Below are 22,499 nucleotides of genomic sequence, written 5' to 3' on the forward strand. Positions count from 1 at the left end.
TCTTGCTACACAATCTCCTGTTGCCTGGGTCACAATGGCGACGGGAGGGACGATGATCATCACGAGTGATATCCCCGTGCAAGCACTCAGGGCGGGCATCGGCACGGTCACGGAAGAGGTGATCGAGGAGATCCAGGCCCGGATCCCCGAGTACGCCCGGCCATCGGACGATCTTTACATCAAGGTCATCAGGATGGCGGTCGAGCAGGCCATCGAGGGCTTCCTCAACCGCATCGAGAACCCGGGCGCCCCCTGGGACCCCGAGCCGTTCCGCATGATCGGCAAGGGCGAGGCGGCCGAGGGCCGCAACCTGGAGCCGCTCCAGACCGCGATGCGGCTCGGCGCCCGGGTCGGCTGGCGGCGCCTCACGGAGCTCGCGGAGCCGCTCGGGCTGTCCCCGCAGACCCTGTACGACCTGGGCGAGGCCATCTTCGTCTACCTCGACCAGCTCGCCGACGCGGCGGCCGAGGGCTTCGAGGAGGCCAGGGCGCACGCGGCCGGCGAGATCGAGCGCCGCCGCGCCCGCCTGCTCGACCTGTTGCTCAGCCGCCCGCCCGCCAGCGCGGAGGCCGTCGCCGACCTGGCCAAGTCCGCCGGGTGGCGGCTGCCCAAGACCGTCGCCTGCGTGGCGCTCGACGACCGGCACGGCGCGCCCGCGCTGGCTCCCGACGTGCTCGTGGGCGTGGACAGGACCGTCCCGTGCCTGCTCGCGCCCGACCCGAACGGACCCGGCCGGGCCAAGCTGCTCGAGCACGCCCTGCGCGGCCGCCGGGCCGCGATCGGCCCCGCCGTGCCGCTGGCCGCCGCCGAGACCTCGCTGCGGTGGGCCGGAGAGGCGCTGGAGCTGTCGCGGCGCGGCGTCCTGCCCAGGGGGCCGCTGCGGTGCGAGGACCACATGGCGACGCTGGTGGTGTTCAAGGACGAGGAGCTGGTCAACGCGCTGGCCGAAGTGCGGCTCGCGCCCCTGGCCCACCTGCGGCCCGCGCAGCAGGACCGGCTGGCGGAGACATTGCTGGCCTGGCTGCGGTACGGGCGCGGCGCGGGCGAGGTGGCCGCCAGGCTGCACGTGCACCCGCAGACCGTGCGCTACCGGGTGCGGCAGCTCGAGGAGCTGTACGGAGATCAACTCGCCGATCCGGACATCCGCTTCGAGCTGGAGATAGCGCTCCGGGCCAGGCAGGCCGCCCAGGGAGCCTGAGGGCCCGGAGCGCATTCCGGAAGCCGGCGTAGGTCACGGACAGTTGTGGACGTCGCTCCTTGCCGCGGAGACCACGACATCGGCGACCCCCGGAGCACTGATGTGGATCGCGTTGACGAGCAGTCCGGCCGAGGACCCCGGAACCGGCTTCTGCTCATTGAGCGTGATCGTCGCTGTGCCGACCCGGATGACAGTGTTCGGCGCCACCGTGGTGGTGGGCTGGACGATGCCGCCGACGGTCAGCGATCCAATGGTCACAGTCCCTGTCGCCGTCGCCGTGAACGGGCCGGCCTGGCAGGTGCTCTGCGAGGTGGCTCGCACGTTGGTGGCGCGGATGACCGGAAGGCCGGGGACACCGATCGTCACGTCCCCCGTGGTGGCCATCCCTGTTGACGTTCCCGCTCCTGTCGTGACGCTTGCGCTGACCGCGGACGCGGAGACGATCCCGAGGGACACGGAGGCAGCCGACTTCTCATTGGCCGACTTGGCCGCCGTCGAGACCTCGCCGGTGTCGCTCACGACGGTGGGCGGGAGCAGGGCGACCTTGGCCGAGAGACCGTACGACCTGCCGGTGTAGTAGAGCAGCTTGACCGTGGCGGACGCGCCGGCCGGAAGGAAGAAGTCGTCGCCGGCGAAGGCCACCTGGACGCCGGCGCCGGTGGCGGTGGCGGGCTGGGCCACGTTCGGAATGGTGCACTTCGCGTGACCTCCGGCGTCCGTGGTCCCGCTGCACTTCTGCGCCGACGAACCGCTGCCCACGGTGAAGGTGACGGTCCGGTTCTCCAGCGGAATGCTCCTGTCCTCCTGGGTCAGGGTCGCCTGGAACGTCGCCGGGAAGTCGTTGGCGATGTTGGACGGCCCTCCGTAGCTGACGGATGCCTTCCCCTTCAGGGCTTCCACTGTGGCGTCCGCGGCCGACGCGACGTAGAAGTCGTCACCCGCGAAGGCCACTCGCATCGCGGTCTGCCCCGCGGGCTGCAGCACGCGCGAGATCTCGCACCGGGCGACGCCTGCCGGGTCGGTCTTCCCGCTGCACGTCTGTGCCGTCGCTCCCGTCCCCAGGGTGAAGGACACCGTTCGGCCCTCGATCTGGTCGCCGTCCTTCTCGGCGAGGCCGGCCTGGAACGTGACGGCCGAGCCGTTCGTCACCTTGGAAGGACCGGTGTACTGGACAACCGTGTTCCGCTTGTTGATCGTGAACGTCTTCGCACTCGTCTGCGCGTTGTAGACGTCGTTGCCGGCATACGAGGCTTCAACGGAATACGTGCCGGGAACCTGGTCGAGAACGATCTGGCAGGAGGCCCGCCCGGATACGTCAGTGACGTCGGAGCAGCTCTGCGAGCCGAGCGACAGGTTGACCCGGGCGTTGGGGATCGGGGCGGCGCTGGGGTCCACCGCCAGATCGGCGGTCAGGGTGACCGGGTCATGGTAGTCGCCGCTGGTGGGGCCGGAGTAGGCGAGTTTCGCATTGATCTTGCACGAGGCGAGCGTCACGACGCCTGTGGATGCCGGGGTCGGGTCGATGGAGTTGACCGCCACATAAGCCTTCTGCGCGGCGTCCGCGTACACCTTTCCCGCGGTCATCCCGTCCGCCGCGTCCACCCAGTACGAAATGTTGTCCTGGCCCTTCAGGTGCAGGACGAAAGCATCTTGGGGAATGCCCAGATCCCAGCCCGACTTCGACCGCAGCTCGACCGTGTAGTAGTCACTGGTGGTCGTCGACGTGGTCTGGCCGCTGGAATCCGCCGCGTTGGGAATGCGCACGCTCGCCGGGATCCGCAGCTCAAGAGGGCCGCCGGCCTCGGGATGGTTCAGGGCGGCCATGGTGTAGGTCTGCTGCCGGCATTGGTTGTTGTCGAAGGTCGAGACGCGGTTCGGCGGCAGCCATTGCGCGATTTCGAGCATGACCGCGTTCAGCCCCGGCCCGCCATCTCCTTGATAGGAATGCTCGGGGGTCACATAGCACCCGAAGCAGCTCATCACGTCGTACTTGTCGTTGTAATGCGAGGTGGAGGTGGAGAGCTTACGGGAGTGGTCCAGCCCGAACGAGTGCCCGGTCTCGTGCAGGATGCCGGAGAGGGCCTGGTCCTCTTCCGCGGCCATCCTGCCGAGCGCGGGGTACGTCTTCCCGCCGATCTGCGTGGGTGGCCCGCCCCCGAACAGGGGCCCGTTCAGGTTGGTGTGGTTCGTGAGGACCACCACGCCCGCGAAGTCCTCGAAGGCGATGTCGGGGTCGGCCTTGGACGCGCACACGTCTATCTGGCTGGCCCGATTCAGCACATTGAACTCGGCCACGGTCTTGTCCGCCGTGTACCAGCCCTTCACGACTGTGCCGGTAAGGTCGAGGTTGCCGTAAGAGACATCCTTCCAATAGTCGAACACGCCTTTCTTCCCGGCTCCACTCTGGGAGAACATGTCCTCGTAGTAGGCCACATTGTGGGGCTCGTCCTGCTGGTCCGTGAATTTGCACAGCACCACGGCAAGAGGATGATTGCCGGAGATGGCACGGGCAGGGGACGGCACCGCCCATATCGCCGTCAGAGCGAGGACGGCGACCAGGAAAACGGACGGTTTTGCCAAAGGCCTGCGCATGGTATCCCTCCTTTGTAATGGTTTATGGACGGGACAGCTGAACCATCATTGTGTGCGGGTCCGCGAGCAACGACCTGAGCACCCCGCTACTCAATTTTTCCTGGCCATTGTTTTGATGAGGGCCTGGTCGTTCGGATGCCCGTGTCCGGGGTAGCGCCTGCGTATGCGTCTGACCTATACCTCTGATGTCTGGTACAAGAACGCCGTCGTCTACTGCCTCGACGTGGAGACGTTCAAGGACGGCAACGGCGACGGCGTGGGTGACTTCCGCGGGCTGACGCAGCAGATCGACTACCTCGCGAGGCTGGGCGTGACGTGCCTCTGGCTCATGCCGTTCTTCCCCACCCCCAACAGGGACGACGGGTACGACATCACCGACTTCTACCGCGTCGACCCGCGTCTGGGCACGCTGGGCGACTTCGTGGAGTTCATGCGCACCGCCCACGACCGCGGCCTGCGGGTGATCGCGGACCTCGTCGTCAATCACACGTCAGACCAGCACCCCTGGTTCGTCGAGGCCAGGTCGAGCAGGGAATCGCCCATGCGTGACTGGTACGTCTGGTCCGACGCCCCCGAGCCGGACGACCCCGCACAGATCGTCTTCCCCGACAAGGAGAACAGCGTCTGGCAGTACGACGAGGGGTCGGAACAGTACTACCTGCACAGCTTCTACCGGCACCAGCCGGACCTGAACGTCGGAAACCCCGAGGTCAGGGATGAGATCGCGCGCATACTCGGCTTCTGGATGGAGCTCGGGCTGGCCGGGTTCAGGGTGGACGCGGTGCCGTTCCTCATCGAGAACGTCAACCCGAAGCTGGCGAACCCGCACGAGTTCCTGGCGGACCTGCGGGCGTTCATGACGCGGCGCAAGGGCGGGTCGATCCTGCTGGGCGAGGTCAACGTCCCGTACCAGGACCTGATCTCATACTTCGGCGACGGCCTCGGCGACCAGCTCAGCATGTGCTTCGACTTCATCGGCATGCAGAACGCCTGGCTGTCGATGGCCCGCAACGACGCCACGCCCCTCGCCCGCGCCCTGCGCGAGCGCCCCCAGCCGCCCAAGGACTGCCAGTGGGCCATGTTCCTGCGCAACCACGACGAGCTCACCCTCGACAAGCTCACGGAGGAGGAGCGGCAGGAGGTCTTCGAGGCGTTCGGGCCGCGTGCGGACATGCAGATCTACGGCCGGGGCCTGCGCCGCCGCCTGCCGACCATGTTCGGCGGGGACCTGCGGCGCATCAAGATGGCCTACAGCCTGCTGTTCTCGCTGCCGGGCACGCCCGTGATCTTCTACGGCGAGGAGATCGGCATGGGGGAGAACCTCGACGAGGAGGGCCGCATGGCGGTCCGCATCCCCATGCAGTGGTCGGCGGACGGCGGGTTCACCCAGGGCTCGCCGGTACGCGAGATCCCGGAGGGCTCCTTCGCGCCCGACCGGGTGAACGTGGCCGACCAGAAGCGGGACGTGAACTCGCTGCTGCGCTGGTTCCAGCTGCTGATCGAGCGCTACCGCGAGTGCCCGGAGCTGGCGTGGGGCCGCCACACGGTGCTGGAGACCGGCCACCGCGCGGTCCTCGCCCATCGCTGCGACGCCGACGGGGCCACGGTGGTGGTCACGCACAACCTGTGCGACACGGCCAGGGACGTGGAGCTGACGCTGGCGGGGTTAGCGGGTTACCACCTCACGGACCTCCTGGTGGACGGCACGCTGGAGGTCTCGGCGGACGGCTCGGTACGGGTCCCGCTGGACCCGCACGGCTGCCGCTGGTTGCGCGCCTCACCCCCGGAGATCCCGCCGGAGGACGCCTCGGTCAAAGCCCAGTGACCCGCGCGGGGTCAGGGTGAGGGGGTGGCGGGCCAGGCGGACATGGCGAGGGTGGCGACGCTGAGGAGGTCCGCGTGGGAGGCGCCGTCGCGGGACTGCGTGGACATGCCCTGGATCACCGCCGCGTAGAACGTCGCCAGCCCCGCCGTGTCCGTGTCCGCGGGGAGCCGCCCGGCCGCCAGGTCCTCGTCGATCCGCGCCTTCAGCGCCGCCTTGGTGGCCTCCCTGAACCCCCGCAGCAACTCCTGGACCTCGGCCGACTCGGGCCCGCAGTTCACCGCGGCCGTGATGATCAGGCACCCCGCCGGATGGGAGTCGTTCGCGAACTCGGCGGCCGACTCCCGTAGCACCCGTTCGATGGCCGCACGCCCCGTCGGCTCCTCCGCGAGCGCCCGTGTCGTGGAAGCCCCGTACGTCTCCTGGTATCGCCGCACCGCCTCCTCGAACAGCCGCCGCTTGTCCCCGAAGGCGGCGTACAGGCTGGGCGGCCTGATCCCCATGGCGGCGGTCAGCTCGGCGACCGAGGTCGCCTCGTAGCCGTGCCGCCAGAACGTGAGCAGCGCCCGCTCCAGCGCCGCCTCCTTGTCGAACGCCCGCTGTCTGGCCATGCCAAGCATTCTATAGCGATCGCTATGTTATGGTTTCTGTATCGATCGCTAAAGAAAGGTGTGACAGGGATGAAGACTGCCCTCGTGACGGGAGCCAGCAGGGGGATCGGCCGCGCCATCGCGTTGCGCCTGGCCAGGGACGGCTTGCGCGTGGCCGTCAACTACGTCGAGGACGAGACGGCCGCCAAGGAGGTCGTCGGCCTGATCGAGCAGGAGGGTGGCAGCGCGTTCGCCGTGCAGGCCGACCTGGGACGGCAGGAGGACGTGCACCGGCTCGCGGAGCGGCTGAGAAGCGCGACGGCCGTCCTGGACGTGCTGGTCAACAATGCGGGCATCGGCATGCCCAAGCCCATCGCGGAGGAGACGCCCGAGGCTTACGACCGGGTGTTCGCGGTCAACGTCAAGGGGCTGTTCTTCCTCACCCAGCAGCTGCTGCCGCTGATCCCCGACGGCGGCAGGATCGTCAACATCACCTCGGGCGTGGCCCGCATCGCCTTCCCCGAGGGGATCGCGTACGCGATGACCAAGGGCGCCGTGCAGGTGTTCACGCTGGCGCTGGCCAAGGAGCTGGGGCCGCGCGGCATCACGGTCAACAACGTCGCGCCCGGCATCATCGACACAGACGTCAACGCCGCCTGGCTGCGTGGTGATCCGGAGGCGGAGGCGTACGCGGCAGGCAGGCACGCGCTCAACCGGATCGGCCAGGTGGACGAGATCGCGAACGCGGTGGCGTTCGTCGCCTCGCCGGAGGCGAGCTTCATCACCGGCAGCACCATCGACGCCACCGGCGGCGGGAACCTCTAGGAGACAGCGAGTACGCCGAGCTGGACAGCGGCCACGTCGTCCTGCACGAGCGGCCGGCCGAGGTCACGAAGCTGATCCGGGAGTTCATCACCGCGTAGGAGTCAAAGGTAGGAAGGTCCCGTGACCCGGTGCCTGAACGTCCACCACACCCAGCCCTGGGCGGCCACCAGCAGCGGGATCAGCGCCAGGATGACCGGCACCAGCACGGAGCCGGACGTGCCGGGGTGCAGCGGCAGCCGGAGCCCCGCCAGCACGCCCACCGCCAGGAGCGTGGCGGCCGTCAGCGCGTAGGTGCGGGCCTCGCCCGCACCGCCCGACAGCACGGCGGCCCGCTCCCGGAGGGTTCCGCGCAGCCGCAGCGCCGCGAAGGCCAGCCCGTGCGTGGCGAACAGGGCGGCCACCACCAGGGCGGACAGCACGGCGATCGGGGCGCGGACGCCGAGCAGCACATGGCTGAGCAGCGCACCCCAGCTCAGCGCCAGCCCCCAGCTCCCGGCCACGATCGCGCCGTCCCAGAACGCCTCCCACCGCGCCCCCGGCACCCGTCCACGCAGCCACAGGCCCATGTCGCGGACGATCCACGCCAGGAGCAGCGTCACGACCAGCGTGTAGTTGCCGCTCAGCAGCGTGCCCTCCAGCTCGGGGAACAGCCCGGCGAGCACCCCCGCCGTGGCCACCAGCCAGACCTCGTTGCCCAGGAAGAAGGGCGCGATGGCGGCGATCACCTCCCGCCGCTCGTCCGCCGACCTGCCCAGGTACGGCAGCGCCATGCCGACCCCGATGTCGGCCCCGGCCAGCACGAGGTAGCCGAGCGCGAAGAAGGCCAGGATGAAGATCTCCATGATGGCTCCTCAGAGGGAAAGGGCGGGGGCGGGGGCGGGGGTGGCAGCGGTGGCGCCCAGTGCCGCGGCGGCGGGCCCGCGGCGGGCGTGCCTGGCCAGCAGCCAGTAGTTGATCGCGATCAGCACGGCGAACACCGTGGCGAAGGCGGTGATGGAGAAGCGCATCTGGGCCGCGGACACCGGTGACATCGCGTCGGCCGTCTTCAGCAACCCGTACACGGCCCACGGCTGGCGCCCCACCTCGCGGAAGACCCAGCCGGCCAGCATGGTCACGAACGGGACCGGGATCGTCAGGGTCAGCAGCCAGTGCCACAGCCTGAACCCGCGCACGGCCGGGCGGAAGAGCACGAGCAGGGCGCTCAGCGACGCGACCACCGTCATCACCATCCAGAGCATCAGCATGGTGATGCCTGCGGCTTGCACGGTGTCCACCGGCGGTAGGTAGTCGCCGGCTCCGTGGGCGGCCTCCATCTGCGCCTGGATCGCGGCCCGCTCCGCGGCCGAGCCGGACCACGCCGCCGCCTTGGACGGTTGCAGGGTGTCGAACCCGAGCCCGCCGAACGCCGCGGTGACGAACAGCGCGGGCACCGCCATCCCGATCCCGATCCGCAGTGACTTGCGGAAGAAGTCCTGCTCGGCGGTGCGCTTACGCAGGTGGTACGCGCTCACCCCGGCCATGAAGAACCCGCCGGTGATCATCGCGCCGCCCATGACGTGGCCGAACGCCGACAGTCCCGCCGGGTTGGCCACCATCGCCCCGAAGTCCGCCAGCCGCAGCACGCCGCCGTCCACCACGTGGCCGGCCGGGTGCTGCAGGAAGCCGTTCGCGACCATGATCCAGAATGCCGACGCGTACGCGGTCAGCGTCACGACCCAGATCAGCGCCAGGTGCACCCACCGGTTCAGCCGGTCCCAGCCGAAGATCCACAGGCCCAGGAACGTGGACTCGACGAAGAACGCCACCAGCGTCTCGATCGCCAGCGCTGACCCGAAGACGTTGCCCGCGTACTCCGTGAGGCCGCTCCACGACAGCCCGAGCTGGAACTCCATCACCAGCCCGGTGACGATGCCCATCGCGTAGTTGATGATGTAGAGCTGGCCCCAGAACCGCGTCATCCGCAGGTGCACGGGATTGCCGCTGAAGGTGGCCCAGGTCTGGATCGCGGCGACCAGCGTCGCCAGGCCGAGCGTCAGCGCCACGAAGAGGAAGTGCGCGCCCGCCGTGAGCGCGAACTGCAGGCGGGCCAGGTCCACGGTGTCCATGGTCCGAGATTCCCGGTACGGCTCCACCCGCCGCGTCATGCCCGGGCGGCAACCTGCCGTACATCTCTGGTCGCATGAGATCGGCAGGCGTACGACTCAGGGTGTAACCCAGCCCGGGACGATCATGCCGGCCTCGTACGCGATGATCACGAGCTGCGCCCTGTCACGTACCGACAGCTTGGTCATGATGCGGCTGACGTGCGTCTTCGCCGTCGCGGGGCTGAGCACGAGCCGGGCCGCGATCTCGTCGTTCGACAGGCCGCCGGCCACCAGCGTCATGACCTCGCGCTCGCGCTCGGTGAGCGCGTTCAGCTCCGGGCCTGGCTCTGGGCGCTTGACCCGGCCCGCGAACTCGGCGATCAGCCGCCGCGTGATCGACGGGGCGATCAGCGCGTCGCCCCTGGCCACGACCCTGACCGCGTGGATCAGCTCGGCCGGCTCGGTGTCCTTGACCAGGAAGCCGCTCGCGCCGGCGCGCAGCGCGACGTACACGTAGTCGTCCAGGTCGAACGTGGTCAGGATGATGACCTTGACGCCCTCGAGCCGCGGATCGCCGGTGATCTGGCGGGTGGCCTCCAGGCCGTCGAGCTCCGGCATGCGGATGTCCATGAGCACCACGTCGGGCCGGTGCTCGCGGGCCGCGGCCACGGCCGCCGCGCCGTTGGCGGCCTCGGCGACGACCTCGAAGTCGTCCTCGTCGCTGAGTATGGACCGGAATCCGGCCCGTACCAGGGTCTGGTCGTCGGCGAGCAGTACGCGGATCATCCGGCCCCGTTCGATGGCAGGTTCAGTGGCAGGCGGGCGACCACGCGGAAGCCGCCCTCGGCGCGGGGGCCGGCCTCCAGGGTGCCACCGAGCGCGGTGGCGCGCTCGCGCATGCCCTGCAGGCCGAAGCCGCTGCCTTCGTCGTACGTGGCGCCCGGCCCATCATCCTCCACGCAGATCACGATATTTCCGGACGCGTTGTTGATCGTGAGCGTAGCCTGCGTCGTGCCGGAATGGCGGGAGACGTTGGTCAGTGACTCGCTGATGATCCGGGCGGCGGCCAGGTCCACCTCCGCCGGCACGGCGTCGAGCGGTCCTGACAACTCCGTACGCACCTCCAGCCCCGAAGCCGCGACCAGCGCGTCCAGCCGCGCCAGGCTGTCGGGGGGCGAGGTCGGCGCGTCCTCGTCCACCTGGCGCAAAACGCCCAGGGTGGTCCGCAACTCGCGCAGCGTCTCCTTGCTGGTGTCCTTGATCGTCCGCAGCGCCGTCTCGGCGTCCTCCGGCCGCTTCTTCAACCCGTGCAGCGCCGCCGCGGCCTGCACGTTGATCATGGAGATGTTGTGCCCGAGCACGTCGTGCAGCTCGCGCGCGATCCGCAGCCGCTCCTCGCTCGCCCGGCGCCTGGCCTCCTCTTCCTTGCTGTGCTCGGCCTCGAGCGCACGCTGCTCGACCGCCCGCAAATAGAGGCGGCGGCTGCGGGTGACGCTGCCGAACGCGATCGCCGCCACCTCCCAGCCGGTGATCATGAGGAACAGGGTGTTCTCCACGTGCCTGACACCGCCGAGCTCTCCCAGCCCCATGCCCAGCAGTGACGCCGCTCCGACGGCGATGGCCGCGCTGAGGTGACCTCGGTCAGCAGCGGTGTAGAGGTTGACGAACGGCAGGACGCCGAGCGGCCCGTCGAGCCCCGCATACCGGTAGTACGCAGAGACGCTCACCATCACCACGATCAGTGTGCCGACGGGATAGCGCTCCCGTAGCAGGACCACGCAGCAGGCGATGGCCGGCAGTAGCCAGTCGAGGATGTTGGTCTGCTTGTCGCCCCGCGTCGCGAAGATGAGGGCCGTGCCGGCCAGCGTGGCCGCGATCACGACGAGTGACACGATCGTGCTGGTGGACAGCCTGCGCATGCCTCCCATTGTGGGGGGTAATCGGCGGGACGCATCTGGGTAGAGCAGGTAAATGACCACAAAGGACGAACTCCGGCAGATCGAAGAGGATCTGGCCCGGTTGAAGGCCGAGAACAAGGATGTGCGCAACCAGATCCGGGACTTCGGCGCGACCGACCAGATGGAGATCTCGGCCGTGATCAGTCAGGCGGACGAGCAGGAAGAGCTGATCGCCCAGCTCGAGCGCCGCCGGGACGTGCTGCTCCAGCGCCTCCAGCAAGAAGGCGTCACGTAGGTTGGCAGGGTGATCTACACGAACACCCCGCTGACCCCCGAGATCCGCGAGGCCGTGGCCGTGACGTGGGGGTTCACGGGCGAAGGCGAGCGCCTGCACGGCGGCGAAGAGTCCGCCGCCTACCGGCTGGACGGCCACGTCGTCCGCGTCGGCCCCGCGGGGCGTGCCGCCGTCGAGTCCGAGTGGTGCCACACGACAGCCCTGCACGCCGCCACCACTCTCCCCGAGGCCGTCGCACCTGTTCCCACCGCTGACGGGGCGACGGTCATCACGGTGGCGGGCCGCCCGATCTCCTGCTGGCCGTACGTGGCGGGCGACTGGCCCGACTCCGACGTTCCCGCGCAGCGCGCGGCGGGGGCACGGCTGCTGGCCAGGCTGCACGAGTCGCTGGCCACGTTCCGCCCGGCCCCGCGCCCCGTACCCGCCTTCCAGGAGTCCGGTCTCTACGGCGATCCGCCCCAGGACGCACTCGACCTTGACGATCCCGCGCTGGACCGCTGGCTGGCGGAGTTCCACGCCCGGCACCCGCTGCGCCACCCGCTCCACGGCGACTACTACACCGGCAACACGCTGGCCAGGGACGGCGACATCGTGGCCGTGCTCGACTGGGACGAGGCGTTCGTCGGCGCCCCCGAGGTGGAGCTGGCCGCGGCGGCGCTCGAATGGGGCGATGACGAGCTCGGGCCGAGCAAGGAGTTCGTGGACGCGTACCACGAGGCGGGCGGCACCGCCGGAGAGCTGGACGAGGCGGCGCTGGCCCAGCTCATCAGGCACAAGCTCCGCAGGGAGTACGCCTACTTCCACAAGGCGGTGCGCGCGGGGATGCGGCACGACGAGGAGGACCTCGAATACCACCACGCCCGCGTGGCGCTGTTCCATCGGCTGCGCCCCTGAAAGCCGCAGGGGCGTCGACTACATCGGCTATCACGGGGAGGAGAGCGGCCTCAACGCGTACCTCTCGGGGTTCGGCATCGCCGCGCCCCTCGCCGACGCCGCGCGGTAGCCGTCCTTGCCCAGCGCGGCCAGGCACTTGCCCGCCAGCTCGTTGACATGGGGATCGGCGGACTCGTCGATCCCGCGCAACGCCCGGGCGGCGCCGAGCAGCTCGGCCGCCGCCACCGGCTCCAGGTGCTCGGCCACACCCTCCAGCACGGTCGCCCGCGCGGTCCTGTCGGAGCACGTGGCCATCAGCTCCAGCGCCCGGCGCAGCGGCTCGCGGGGCTCGCGCACCCGGGCGAGCTCGACGTTCATGTACGCCCTGAGCTGGGCCGACAGCTCGACGTCGAGCGCCAGCGCCGCCTCCAGCAGCCGGGCGGCCCCGTCCAGGTCGCCGGTGCGCCTGGCCAGCTCGGCCCTGGCGTGCATCACCCTGGCGACGATCGCCCGGTCCTCCGACCGTACGGCCGACTCCCAGGCCCGTTCCAGGGCGCGGGCCGCTCCGGCGTGATCGCCCGCGCGTGCCTTGAGCTGACCGACGCGGACCAGGAACGTCATCGGCCCGAGCGGCGTGTCGAGCCCGGAGAGCTCGGTGGCCAGCCGCTCCGGCTCCTCGGCCAGGGCGACCGCGGCGGCGAAGTCCCCGCGGTTCTCCGCGACCAGCGACAGCCAGAAGAGCCCCGCCCACTGCCCCCACCGGTCCCCGACGGCCCTGAACCCGTCGACCGCCGGCTCCAGCAGGTCCTCGGCTCCGGCCACCGCCCCGTACTCGAACCGCACGATGCCCGCGCCCAGCAGCGCAGCCGACCTGGTCCACAGGTCGGGGTGGTCGCGCAGCTGTGCCGCCTGCCGCTCGGTGAGCTGCACCACGTCGGCGGGCGTGCCGACCCCGGCCAGCGCCCACGAGTTCAGGGCGGCGGGGTGGTCGGACCCGAGCACCGCCTCGGTCGGCGGGCCCCCCGACAGCACCTGGCAGATCCCGTGCGCCAGCTCCCGGCCAGGCGGCGGCTCGTCGCCCACCCTGCGCAGCACCGACGTGGCCTGCTCGCCGATCTCGCGATGCCTGCCACGTATGATCCACGGCCAGAACCGCGGCAGGATCAGCCTGAGCGGGTCGTCGGAGTGGCGCAGCGCCGCGTCCAGGTTGCCCTGCTCGGCATCCAGCACGGCCAGCCACTTGAGCTGCTCGCCGGTCCGCAGGTGAGGGTCGGCGGTCTCGGCCAGCCCGGTGTAGTAGCGGGCGTGGGCCTGGCGGAGCGCGGGGAGGTCGGCGGCGGCGTACTGCCTGATGGTCTCCAGCATCGTGTAGCGCTCGCCCGAGACCGCGATGAGCGACTTGTCCACCAGCGAGGAGAGCAGGTCCAGGTCGCCGCCGCAGACCTGGGAGATCGCCTCGTACGTGGCGCCGCCCGAGAACACCGTCAGGCCGCGGAGCAGCTCGCGCTCACGCTCGGAGAGCAGGTTCCAGCTCCAGTCGATGACCGCGCGCAGCGTGCGGTGACGGGGCTCCGACGTGCGGCCGCCGCGGAAGGCCAGCCGGTCGCCGAGCTGCTCGACCAGCACCGACACCGGCATCGTACGCAGGCGCGCGGCGGCCAGCTCGATGGCCAGCGGGATGCCGTCGAGCTCGCGGCAGATCCGCGCGGCCTCCTGCCGCCTCAGCCGGAGGTCGGGCCTGGCGGCGGCGGCCCGGTCCACGAACAGCTCGGCCGCCTTCTCCTCCGGCAGCGGCAGGACCTGGTGCAGCGCCTCGCCCGGGATGTCGAGCGGCTCCCTGCTGGTGGCGAGGATCCTCAGCTCCGCTGCCTCGGACAGCAGCCACTGCGCGGTCCGGGCGGCGTCCTCGATCACGTGCTCGCAGTTGTCCAGCACGATCAGGGGCGCGGTGCCGCGCAGGGCTCTGGCGAGGTCGGTCGTTCTGAGCACGCTCTCCACGGCGGCCCGCACGTCGGTGGCGGCGGCCAGCTCGACCAGCCACACGCCGTCCGGCACCGTCAGTTTCGCGGCCACCTCCACGGCCAGCCGGGTCTTCCCCGCCCCGCCGGGGCCGGCGAGCGTGACCAGCCTGGCCCTGTCGAGCAGCCCGTTCAGCCGGGAGATGTCCTCGGATCGGCCCACGAAGCTCGTGAGCCGGGCGGGCAGATTGCTCTTCGGCTCGGCGTCCTTAAGCGCTTCCAGGTGGGCTTCGCGCAGCTCGGGTCCGGGATCGACGCCCAGCTCCACGGCCAGGGCGGCTCTTGTCCGTTCGAAGACGTCGAGCGCCTCCGCCCGCCGCCCATTCGCGGTCAGCGCGCGGATGAGCAGGGCGTGGAACGGCTCGTGTAACGGATGAGCGGCGACCAGCCCCTCCAGCTCGGCCACCAGCTCGGTCCCGCTGCCGGCGGTGAGGTCGCCGGCGATCCTCGTGGCCAGGGCGGTGAGGCGCAGCTCCGCCAGGCGGGCCGCCGGGGCCTCGGCGAAGGGCAGCTCGTACGCGTCCGCCAGCGCCGCGCCCCGCCACAACGCCAGCGCCCCGTGCACGTCACCGGCCCGTACGAGCCGCTCGAACGCCCACGCGTCCACCTCGTCCGGCGGCACGTCGAGCACGTATCCGGCGGGGTGGGACGTGATCAGGCCGGGTGCTTCCCTGCGTGCCCTGGACACCAGCGACTGCAGCGCCGCCATGGGATGGACGGGCGGCTCGTCCGGCCACAGGTCGTCGATCAGCCGGTCGGCGGTCACGACGCGGCCGGGGTCCAGCGCCAGCCGCACCAGCAGCGCCCGCACCCGGGCACCGCCGACCTCGCATCCCGCCACCTGAAGCGGCCCCAGGATCCCGACCCGCACCCCACCCTCCCCGCGTACGCCGACTCCACATTACGACCGCGCTCCGCTTTCCTCCGCACTCCGGCCGGGGTCCCCCGGAGGGGAGAGGGGACGTCCGCAAGGGCCGAGGCACGGGGGCACTCCGAGACAGGCGGGTCAGGAGAACGCCTTGGCCTTCAGCGAGGGGAAGCGCCGCGCCAGCCGGAGGAAGGTCTTGAACCCTGCCCGCGCCACCCGGCTGTCGCCGACGAACTGCTCGGCCGCTCGCAGCGAGTCGCGGACCGCGGCGAAGCCGTACTCGCGCATCTGGGCCTCGTAGTCCGCGATGGCCTCGATCGAGCCGCCACCGGTGAGGGCCTGGCAGAGCAGGCGGGCGTCGCGGAGCGCGGTGTTCGCGCCGATGCCGCGCATCGGCGTCATGCTGTGGATGGCGTCGCCGAGCAGGGTGATGTTCGTGGCCTGCCAGGGGGCGATCGGGACGGAGGTACGGATCGGCAGCAGGGTGACCGTGTCGGGGTGCGACATGTCGACCAGCCTGCGCAGATCGGGGTCCCAGGATTCGATCATCCGCGCCACGGTGGCCTTGAGCCGCTCGCCCGACATTTCGGAAATGTCGGCGGGGAAGCGGGAGCCGCTCGCGCCGAACGCCCACAGTATGTAGCTGCTGGTGTTGTCCATCAGCGCGCCCTCCTGCTCAGTCACCCCGATCCCGCCGTACGCGACCTCGCCGTTCAGATCGTGCGGCGCGGTGAACAGCCCCATGCCCTTCGGCGGGATGACGTTGTTCGGCCCGTCCGTCAGCCGCGGCGCCACCAGCTTCCTGGTCTCTTCGGTGAGCGGGAACTTGCCGGCCACCGTCGTGATCCCGGTCTCCACCCGCTCGGCGTGCGGCAGGTACTGCCTGCGCACCCGCGAGTTCCCGCCGTCCGCGCCGACCACGATGTCCGCGGTCTCGCTGGTGCCGTCCGCGAAGAACAGCTCGACCCGCCCGTCGGGGAGCCGCTCGTACCTCTCGTACGACTTGCCGAACCGCACCACGTCGTCCAGCCCGGACAGCAGCACCTGCCTGAGCGTGATGCGGCTGACCGAGTGATGGTCGTCGGCAGGGTCGGCCGCCTCGGGCGTCTCGAGCAGCGTGAGGAGCTCCAGCCGCTCGGTGAGGAAGCCGAAGTCCTGGCCGCTGTGGCCGGTCGTGTCGAGGAAGGCCCGCCACAGATGCGGGGGCAGGCAGTCGTGCAGCGCGCGGGCGCCGTCCGGGTCGATGTGCACGCGGTAGCCCTGCAGCCGGTCCGCCGGGGTCCTGTCCCGCTCGTAGACGGTCACGTCGAGGCCCGCCTTGCGCAGCCCCTGGGCCAGGCAGAGCCCGCCGATGCCGGCACCGATGATCGCGATGTTCTGGGTCATGGCAGCAACTATCATCCGCTTGGATGATTCTGTCAACCATCCGGATGGATGATAAAGTCCGCCGCATGAGACGAGCACCGGAGGAGAAGCAGCGCGACCCCGAGCGCACGAAGGCCCGCATCCTGCAGGCCGCGCTGGAGGAGTTCGCGGCCAAGGGGTTCGCTGGGGCACGGGTCAGCGAGATCGCCGCCCGGGCCGGGGTCAACAAGCAGCTGATCTCCTACTACTTCGGCGGCAAGGAGGGCCTGCACCAGGCCCTGACCACGCGCTGGCAGGCCGAGGAGAGCGCGTTCGCCGACCGCTCGTCCTCGCTCGGCGCGCTGGCCGCCGGATACGTGCGGGGCAACGCCGAGCGCCGCGACTACGGCAGGCTGATGCTCTGGGAGGGCCTCGCCGACGACGCCCGGCCCGACCCCGCGTTCGTCGAGGACGTACGCAGGGAGCTCGAGCACCTGCGGCAGCGCCAGCGGGACGGGGAGTTCCCCGCGGACCTCGACCCGGCGGCGATGCTGGTGGCGCTGTTCTCCATGGCGGCGGCGGGCATCTCCTTCCCGCAGCTCGTCTGGGCCGTCTGGGACCTGGACCCGGCCTCGCCGGAGTTCGCCGAGCACTACGCGCGGGAGATCGAGAAGCTCGTGGGCCACCTGGGGAACGTCCCCGGTTCGTGAAGTTTGGTGGTTTCCTGGGTGTATGCCTGATCTAGTGGTGGACGGCGGCGACAAGCTCTGCGTGCAGCTGCTCATCGAGCTGCGCGGGCACGTGCGCACGGCCGGTCCCGGAGCCGTGATCCACCTGATCGCCGCCGATCCCGCCGCGCCGGTCGACCTGCCCGCCTGGTGCCACCTGACCGGGCACACATACCTCGGGCCCGTGCCGGGGGCGCGGCGGCCCACGTACGCGCTGCGCGTGGCCGGCCAGGCCAACGAGACCGAGGAAGCCAAGCCGTGGCACGTGACTTAAGCGGTTAATTCCCTTACCGGAAGGGGTGGCCTAGAGTATGAGGGTTATCCGGTTCAGAAGGGGAGACCGTGAAGCGACCCACGATCGCCGACATCGCCAGCCGGGCCGGGGTGTCAAAGGTGGCGGTCTCCTACGCGCTCAACGGGCAGCCGGGGGTGTCGGCCGCGACACGGGCCAGGATCGTGGCCATCGCCGAGGAGATCGGCTGGCGGCCCAACAGCGCGGCGCGCGCACTCAACGGCGCCAGGGCCAACTGTGTCGGCCTCGCGCTCTGCCGTCCCGCGCGCATCCTGGGCGTCGAGCCGTTCTTCATGGAGCTGATCAGCGGCATCGAGGGCGTGCTCGCCGACCGCTCGTACGCGCTGCTGCTCCAGGTCGTCACGAGCCACGAGCAGGAGAGCGAGATCTACCGGCGCTGGTGGGGCGAGAGCCGGATCGACGGCGTGTTCCTCGTCGATCTCCACTATTCGGACACCCGGGTGGGTGAGCTGGAGCAGCTCGGCATGCCGGTCGTGGTCATCGGCCACCCCTCGGAGTCGGGCTCGCTGTCGGCCGTCTGGTCCGATGACGGTGAGGCGGTGCGCGAGACCGTCGGCTACCTGGTGGCGCTGGGCCACCGCCGCATCGCGCGGGTGGCCGGGCTGCCCGAGCTGGTGCACACGACCGTACGCGACCAGGCGTTCGCCCAGGCGTGCGAGGGCGTGGCCGAACACATCACCGTGCACACCGACTACACCGGCGAGGAGGGCGCCAGGGCCACCAGGCGGCTGCTCAGCTCCCCCCACCGGCCCACGGCGATCGTCTACGACAACGACATCATGGCTGTGGCAGGCATGTCCGTCGCCCAGGAGATGCGGGTGGAGGTGCCGCGCGACCTGTCCATCGTCGCCTGGGACGACTCGCCGCTCGCCCAGGTCGTCCGGCCGCCGCTGACGGCGCTCACCCGCGACATCCCCGCGTACGGGGCGCACGCCGCCCAACGGCTGCTCGCGCTGATCGCGGGCGAGAGCGTGCCCCCCTTCGAGGACCAGGCGGCCGTCCTCACGCCGCGCGGCAGCACCGGCCCCGCTCCTCACTCCGGCATGTAGACCTTCAGGTTCCCCCCGCGCGGTCCGCGCCATGCGGGCGCGCGTGGTGCGTTGCGGCGCGTGCCGCGGGTTCGGGAGCCAGGCGGCTGGCAGACCGCCGGTCCCGACCCGCGGCACGTGCCGTCCCCTCCTTCGCGGCACGTTCCGTGGAGCCGCCCCCGCGTCCCCCGCGCAGAGGCGGCTCCACCATGACGGAGTTCGGGGCAGAACGCCTGAGTACGCCTATACCTAAACGAGATCGGAAATCACACGAACCGTGACCAGACCCTCGAATTCAGTCTTGACAAATTTTTTTGTCGGCAACTACTGTCATCCCAGGAAAAGGGAGGACATCATGGGCAAGGTCATCTCGGCGGACGGCACCTCAATCGCGTACACCCGCGCAGGCCAGGGCCCCGCGGTCATCCTCGTGGACGGCGCGATGAGCTATCGCGGGCAGAGCATCAACACCGACCTCGCCACCGCACTGGCCACGAGCTTCACGGTCTACACCTATGACCGGCGCGGTCGCGGCGAGAGCGGCGACACCAAGCCGTTCGCCCCGGAGCGCGAGATCGAGGACCTGGCCGCGCTGGTCGCGGAGGCCGGCGGCGGGGTGCGCCTGTACGGCACGTCGTCGGGCGCCGCCGTGGCGCTGGCGGCCGTCGAGAGCGGGGTGCCGGTCGAGAGGCTCGCGCTCTACGAGCCGCCGTTCATCGTGGACGGCAGCAGGCCGCCCATCCCCGACGACTACCAGCGCCGGCTCGACGAGCTGGTGGCCGAGGGCCGCAGCGCCGACGCCGTCCGCTACTTCATGCGCAAGGGCGTCGGCCTCCCGGCGGTGATCGTGGCCATGATGCGGTTCATGCCGGCCTGGTCCAAACTGAAGGCCGTGGCGCACACGATCCCGTACGACGCGGCGTTCGTGGTCCCTTACGAGCACGGCACCCCGTACCCGGCGTCGAGCTGGGCCTCGGTGAAGGTGCCCACGCTCGTCATGGACGGCGGCAAGAGCCAGACGTGGATCCGCAACGCCGCCAGGTCGCTGGCCGAGCTCCTGCCCGACGCCGAGCACCGTACGCTCGAAGGTCAGACCCACATCGTCAAGCCGGCGGCGCTGGCGCCCGTGCTGGCGGGGTTCTTGGCTGTTGGTGTTTGAGTGTGCTGCACACATGAAGGTGCATGATGTGACTCTGGTTACGTCATCGCCATAGTGTGGATTCGGCGGCATGTGGTGCGCAGCGGCGCGTCGCCGACACGATCGCCAGGCTCGCCGACGGGATCGGCGGAAGGTGAGGACGTTTGCCCAGCGTAAGCCCTGTCCTGCCGGAAACAGGCGCGTAACGCAGTGTTCGGCGGGTATGCGGCCACCATGACTGAGGGCTTTGACACCGACATGCTGTGGGACGAGTTCCATCGGCTGGTGAACATGAACTCCGAGGAGCTGCGCGTGCACCTGCTGGCCGACGCCTCGGACGAGGACGGTTTCCCGTCCGACCCCGATCTGGGCATCGACGAGCTGGGGCGTGGCGTGCTGCACGTCCTGGGCAAGCGGAAGGGCGACCTCACCAAGGCCGACATCGATGTGATGCGGCAGGTCGTGAACCTGGTCGAGAACCTGGGCGACCGGACGGACGACGAGTCGCGGCGCGAGCTCATGTCCGTGGGCCACGATCCGCTGAGAGGGTAGGCATGGTCGAGCCGCGCCCGTGGGTCGAGGGCTACGTACGAGCCTGGAACTCGAACGATCCCGACGAGATCTCCGCCCTCTTCACCGAGGACGCCCTTTACTACACCGAGCCGCACAACCCGCCCTGGGAGGGGCGCGACGAGATCGTCTCGCAGTGGCTGGGGCGGCAGGACAAACCAGGTGAAGCCATGTTCGAGTGGCAGCCGGTGTCCGTGACCGATGAAGTGAGCGTTATCCAGGGGGTCACCACATATCCGGACAAAACGTACAGTAACCTGTGGGTGATCAGGTTCGTACCCGACGGCCGATGCCGGGAATTCACCGAATGGTGGATGCGACAGGACGTCAAATGATGCAATGGGCCGAACCGTCTTCATCCGAGGAGATCCGTTGAGAGACAACCTCGACCTCGCCGCGAGCGCTCAGGAACTGGCCGACGCCGCCCCGACGGGATCGATCGACCACGCCGCCGCCTCGTCCGTGGCCATCACGCTTGCCACCACCCGCGACATCTCGCACGCCAGGAAGACGCTGGACGGGGTCGCTCCTGACGAGGTCCGGGAAGCGGCGGTGGCCCTCTTCGAGCGGCTGTCGGCGGGCGCCTAGCGCACGGCCCGGCTCCCCGGTCGCCCTCACGGAGCACGCGACCGGGTGTACGACCCTGCCCTGTAGTGGATTTCCGTGGATGTGTCCCGCCGTGGGGTGTCGCCCTTCTGGGCAGCGGGACACAGGGGCCGAGGATTCAGAGATCCGGGCTCAGTCGGGCTCGTACGGCGCGGCGGGCGCGGTCCGGTGCCTGCGGGTCGCGGTGCAACTGGATGGCGTGGTTCAGGGCCATGGCCATGCCCAGCAGTTCGAACACGAGCTGATCGGGATCCGTCCACTCCGGCAGGTCGCCTGCGTCCACCGCGCGCCGGGCCTCCTTGCGCAGCCGCTCGCGCCAGACGTCGAACCGGGACTCGACCGCGTCCCGCACCGGCCCCGGCCTGCCGTCGAACTCGTGCGCCGCGGCCACGAAGAAGCAACCGCCGGGGAAGACCCCGCGTTGCAGGTAGGAGATCCACGCCTCGCAGAGCACCCGCAGCCGGGCCAGCCCGGGCGCGGCGGGCAGGGCGGGCTCCCAGACCTCGGCGCGGAAGACCTCCCCGGCCCGGTCGAGCACCGCGAGCTGCAACGCCTCCTTGGAGCCGAAGTGTCCCAGCACGCCTGACTTGCTCATGCCCAGCTCGCCGGCGAGGCGGCCGATGGTCAGCCCCTCGAGCCCCTCGGCGGAGGCGATGGCGACCGAGCGGTCGAGGATGGCCGCACGCGTGCCGAGGGCTTCGGCGACGGACTTACGCGGGCTCATGCCGGTTACTTTAGCGTCCGAACGTTCGGTTGCTATAGTCCGGCCCATGAACGGATCACGACTTGTCGCCACAGGCCACTATCAACCAGCAAAAATCCTGACAAATGAGGATTTGGCGGCCATGGTGGACACCAGCGACGAGTGGATCAGCAAGCGGGTCGGCATCCGTACCAGACATGTGGCCGGGCCCGAGGAGAGCGTGGCCGACCTGGCGGGTCACGCCGCCGCCAAGGCCCTGGCGGCGAGCGGCCTGGACGCCTCCGACATCGACCTCCTGCTCATCGCCACCTGCACGCAGACCGAGCGTGCCCCCAACGTCGCCTCCCGCGTCGCCGCCAAGCTCGGCGTGCCGGCCGCGGCCCTGATGGACGTCGGCGTGTCGTGCTCCGGCTTCACCCACGCCCTGGCAATGGCCGACCACGCCATCCGCGCGGGAGCGGCCACGAACGCCCTGGTCGTCGGGGCGGAGAAGATGACGGCGGTCACCGACTGGACCGACCGGACCACGTGCGTGCTGACCGGCGACGGGGCGGGGGCGGCCGTGGTCGGCGCGGCGGCCGAGGCGGAGATCGGCCCGGTGGTGTGGGGCTCCGCGCCGGAGCTGGGCACCGCCGTACGCATCGAGGGCACCCCGACCCGCTTCGCCCAGGACGGGCAGACCGTCTACCGGTGGGCCACCACGCAGCTCCCCGACATCGCCCGCCGGGCGTGCGAGCGCGGCGGCGTACGGCCCGAGGACCTGGCGGCGGTGGTCTTCCACCAGGCGAACCTGCGCATCATCGAGCCGATCGCGGCCAAGCTGGGCGCGGTCAACGCGATCGTGGCGCGTGACGTCGTGGAGTCGGGGAACACCTCGGCCGCGAGCGTGCCGCTGGCGCTGTCGAAGCTGCTGGAGCGAGGGGAGGTCCGGCGCGGGGCGCCGATGCTCCTGTTCGGCTTCGGCGGAAATCTGTCCTACGCGGGGATGGTCGTACGCTGCCCCTGA

At 70.3% G+C, this 22,499-nt stretch carries 22 protein-coding genes; 13 read left to right on the forward strand and 9 right to left on the reverse strand.

Features of this window, described 5'->3' with window-relative positions; genetic code table 11:
* The first annotated feature begins 52 nt into the window (after positions 1-52).
* Complete coding sequence (locus ABN273_RS13900; protein ID WP_349449157.1) at positions 53-1,198, forward strand: PucR family transcriptional regulator; 1,146 nt, start codon at positions 53-55, stop codon at positions 1,196-1,198.
* A gap of 33 nt (positions 1,199-1,231) precedes the next feature.
* On the opposite strand, the gene ABN273_RS13905 is transcribed toward ABN273_RS13900, so the two are convergent.
* Positions 1,232-3,790 carry a choice-of-anchor P family protein gene (locus ABN273_RS13905; protein WP_349449158.1) on the reverse strand — a complete coding sequence of 853 codons (2,559 nt, stop codon included), beginning with the start codon at positions 3,788-3,790 and terminating at the stop codon, positions 1,232-1,234.
* 163 nt (positions 3,791-3,953) lie between these two features.
* On the opposite strand from ABN273_RS13905, the gene ABN273_RS13910 reads away from it, so the two are divergent.
* Complete coding sequence (locus tag ABN273_RS13910) at positions 3,954-5,615, forward strand: alpha-amylase family protein (RefSeq protein ID WP_349449159.1); 1,662 nt, start codon at positions 3,954-3,956, stop codon at positions 5,613-5,615.
* Between the two features lie 11 nt (positions 5,616-5,626).
* On the opposite strand, the gene ABN273_RS13915 is transcribed toward ABN273_RS13910, so the two are convergent.
* Positions 5,627-6,223 (reverse strand): TetR/AcrR family transcriptional regulator, encoded by a 597-nt coding sequence (locus tag ABN273_RS13915; RefSeq protein ID WP_349449160.1) that lies wholly within the window; start codon positions 6,221-6,223, stop codon positions 5,627-5,629.
* 69 nt (positions 6,224-6,292) lie between these two features.
* Between ABN273_RS13915 and ABN273_RS13920 the strand changes: the two genes are divergently transcribed.
* The gene (locus ABN273_RS13920; RefSeq protein ID WP_349449161.1) at positions 6,293-7,027 is read left to right on the forward strand and encodes an SDR family NAD(P)-dependent oxidoreductase; all 735 of its coding nucleotides are present in this window, start codon (positions 6,293-6,295) and stop codon (positions 7,025-7,027) included.
* Positions 7,028-7,128: 101 nt separating this feature from the next.
* Here ABN273_RS13920 and ABN273_RS13925 read toward each other — a convergent pair whose 3' ends face one another.
* The 4 genes from ABN273_RS13925 to ABN273_RS13940 all read right to left on the reverse strand — a co-directional run bounded on the left by ABN273_RS13925 (position 7,129) and on the right by ABN273_RS13940 (position 11,030).
* The gene (locus tag ABN273_RS13925) at positions 7,129-7,869 is read right to left on the reverse strand and encodes a cytochrome d ubiquinol oxidase subunit II (RefSeq protein WP_349449162.1); all 741 of its coding nucleotides are present in this window, start codon (positions 7,867-7,869) and stop codon (positions 7,129-7,131) included.
* A 9-nt stretch (positions 7,870-7,878) separates the two neighbouring features.
* Positions 7,879-9,132 carry a cytochrome ubiquinol oxidase subunit I gene (locus tag ABN273_RS13930; protein ID WP_349449163.1) on the reverse strand — a complete coding sequence of 418 codons (1,254 nt, stop codon included), beginning with the start codon at positions 9,130-9,132 and terminating at the stop codon, positions 7,879-7,881.
* Between the two features lie 96 nt (positions 9,133-9,228).
* A complete protein-coding gene (locus ABN273_RS13935) occupies positions 9,229-9,897 on the reverse strand; it encodes a response regulator (protein ID WP_349449164.1) in 669 nt (222 codons plus the stop codon).
* A complete protein-coding gene (locus tag ABN273_RS13940) occupies positions 9,894-11,030 on the reverse strand; it encodes a sensor histidine kinase (protein ID WP_349449165.1) in 1,137 nt (378 codons plus the stop codon). Before ABN273_RS13940 ends, ABN273_RS13935 begins: the two co-directional genes overlap by 4 nt.
* 52 nt (positions 11,031-11,082) lie before the next feature.
* On the opposite strand from ABN273_RS13940, the gene ABN273_RS13945 reads away from it, so the two are divergent.
* Positions 11,083-11,304, forward strand: coding sequence for a hypothetical protein (locus ABN273_RS13945; RefSeq protein WP_349449166.1), 222 nt, complete (start codon positions 11,083-11,085; stop codon positions 11,302-11,304).
* A 9-nt stretch (positions 11,305-11,313) separates the two neighbouring features.
* The gene (locus tag ABN273_RS13950; RefSeq protein ID WP_349449167.1) at positions 11,314-12,198 is read left to right on the forward strand and encodes a phosphotransferase enzyme family protein; all 885 of its coding nucleotides are present in this window, start codon (positions 11,314-11,316) and stop codon (positions 12,196-12,198) included.
* 30 nt (positions 12,199-12,228) lie between these two features.
* Here ABN273_RS13950 and ABN273_RS13955 read toward each other — a convergent pair whose 3' ends face one another.
* Together ABN273_RS13955 and ABN273_RS13960 are read right to left on the reverse strand one after the other, a co-directional pair.
* Complete coding sequence (locus ABN273_RS13955) at positions 12,229-15,066, reverse strand: AfsR/SARP family transcriptional regulator (protein ID WP_349449168.1); 2,838 nt, start codon at positions 15,064-15,066, stop codon at positions 12,229-12,231.
* 135 nt (positions 15,067-15,201) lie between these two features.
* Positions 15,202-16,449 carry an FAD-dependent oxidoreductase gene (locus ABN273_RS13960; protein ID WP_349449169.1) on the reverse strand — a complete coding sequence of 416 codons (1,248 nt, stop codon included), beginning with the start codon at positions 16,447-16,449 and terminating at the stop codon, positions 15,202-15,204.
* A 65-nt stretch (positions 16,450-16,514) separates the two neighbouring features.
* Here ABN273_RS13960 and ABN273_RS13965 point away from each other — a divergent pair, with 65 nt between their 5' ends.
* The 7 genes from ABN273_RS13965 (at position 16,515) to ABN273_RS13995 (ending at position 20,772) form a co-directional block, all read left to right on the forward strand.
* Positions 16,515-17,117, forward strand: coding sequence for a TetR/AcrR family transcriptional regulator (locus tag ABN273_RS13965; protein WP_349449170.1), 603 nt, complete (start codon positions 16,515-16,517; stop codon positions 17,115-17,117).
* 22 nt (positions 17,118-17,139) lie between these two features.
* Entirely contained in the window at positions 17,140-17,409 is a 270-nt protein-coding gene (locus ABN273_RS13970) for a sulfurtransferase TusA family protein (RefSeq protein ID WP_349449171.1), read from the forward strand.
* A gap of 68 nt (positions 17,410-17,477) precedes the next feature.
* The gene (locus ABN273_RS13975) at positions 17,478-18,497 is read left to right on the forward strand and encodes a LacI family DNA-binding transcriptional regulator (protein ID WP_349449172.1); all 1,020 of its coding nucleotides are present in this window, start codon (positions 17,478-17,480) and stop codon (positions 18,495-18,497) included.
* 334 nt (positions 18,498-18,831) lie between these two features.
* Positions 18,832-19,635: an alpha/beta fold hydrolase gene (locus ABN273_RS13980; protein WP_349449173.1), complete on the forward strand. Its 804-nt coding sequence runs from the start codon at positions 18,832-18,834 to the stop codon at positions 19,633-19,635.
* A gap of 213 nt (positions 19,636-19,848) precedes the next feature.
* Entirely contained in the window at positions 19,849-20,166 is a 318-nt protein-coding gene (locus ABN273_RS13985) for a DUF3140 domain-containing protein (protein ID WP_349449174.1), read from the forward strand.
* A gap of 2 nt (positions 20,167-20,168) precedes the next feature.
* The gene (locus ABN273_RS13990; RefSeq protein ID WP_349449175.1) at positions 20,169-20,519 is read left to right on the forward strand and encodes a YybH family protein; all 351 of its coding nucleotides are present in this window, start codon (positions 20,169-20,171) and stop codon (positions 20,517-20,519) included.
* 37 nt (positions 20,520-20,556) lie between these two features.
* Entirely contained in the window at positions 20,557-20,772 is a 216-nt protein-coding gene (locus tag ABN273_RS13995; RefSeq protein ID WP_349449176.1) for a hypothetical protein, read from the forward strand.
* A 136-nt stretch (positions 20,773-20,908) separates the two neighbouring features.
* Here ABN273_RS13995 and ABN273_RS14000 read toward each other — a convergent pair whose 3' ends face one another.
* Positions 20,909-21,514, reverse strand: a complete 606-nt coding sequence (locus tag ABN273_RS14000; protein ID WP_349449177.1) for a TetR/AcrR family transcriptional regulator — start codon at positions 21,512-21,514, stop codon at positions 20,909-20,911.
* A gap of 46 nt (positions 21,515-21,560) precedes the next feature.
* Here ABN273_RS14000 and ABN273_RS14005 point away from each other — a divergent pair, with 46 nt between their 5' ends.
* Positions 21,561-22,499 carry a beta-ketoacyl-ACP synthase III gene (locus ABN273_RS14005; RefSeq protein ID WP_349449178.1) on the forward strand — a complete coding sequence of 313 codons (939 nt, stop codon included), beginning with the start codon at positions 21,561-21,563 and terminating at the stop codon, positions 22,497-22,499.

The sequence above is a fragment of the Nonomuraea sp. B19D2 genome (genome assembly GCF_040137845.1).
Taxonomy (GTDB): Bacteria; Actinomycetota; Actinomycetes; order Streptosporangiales; family Streptosporangiaceae; genus Nonomuraea.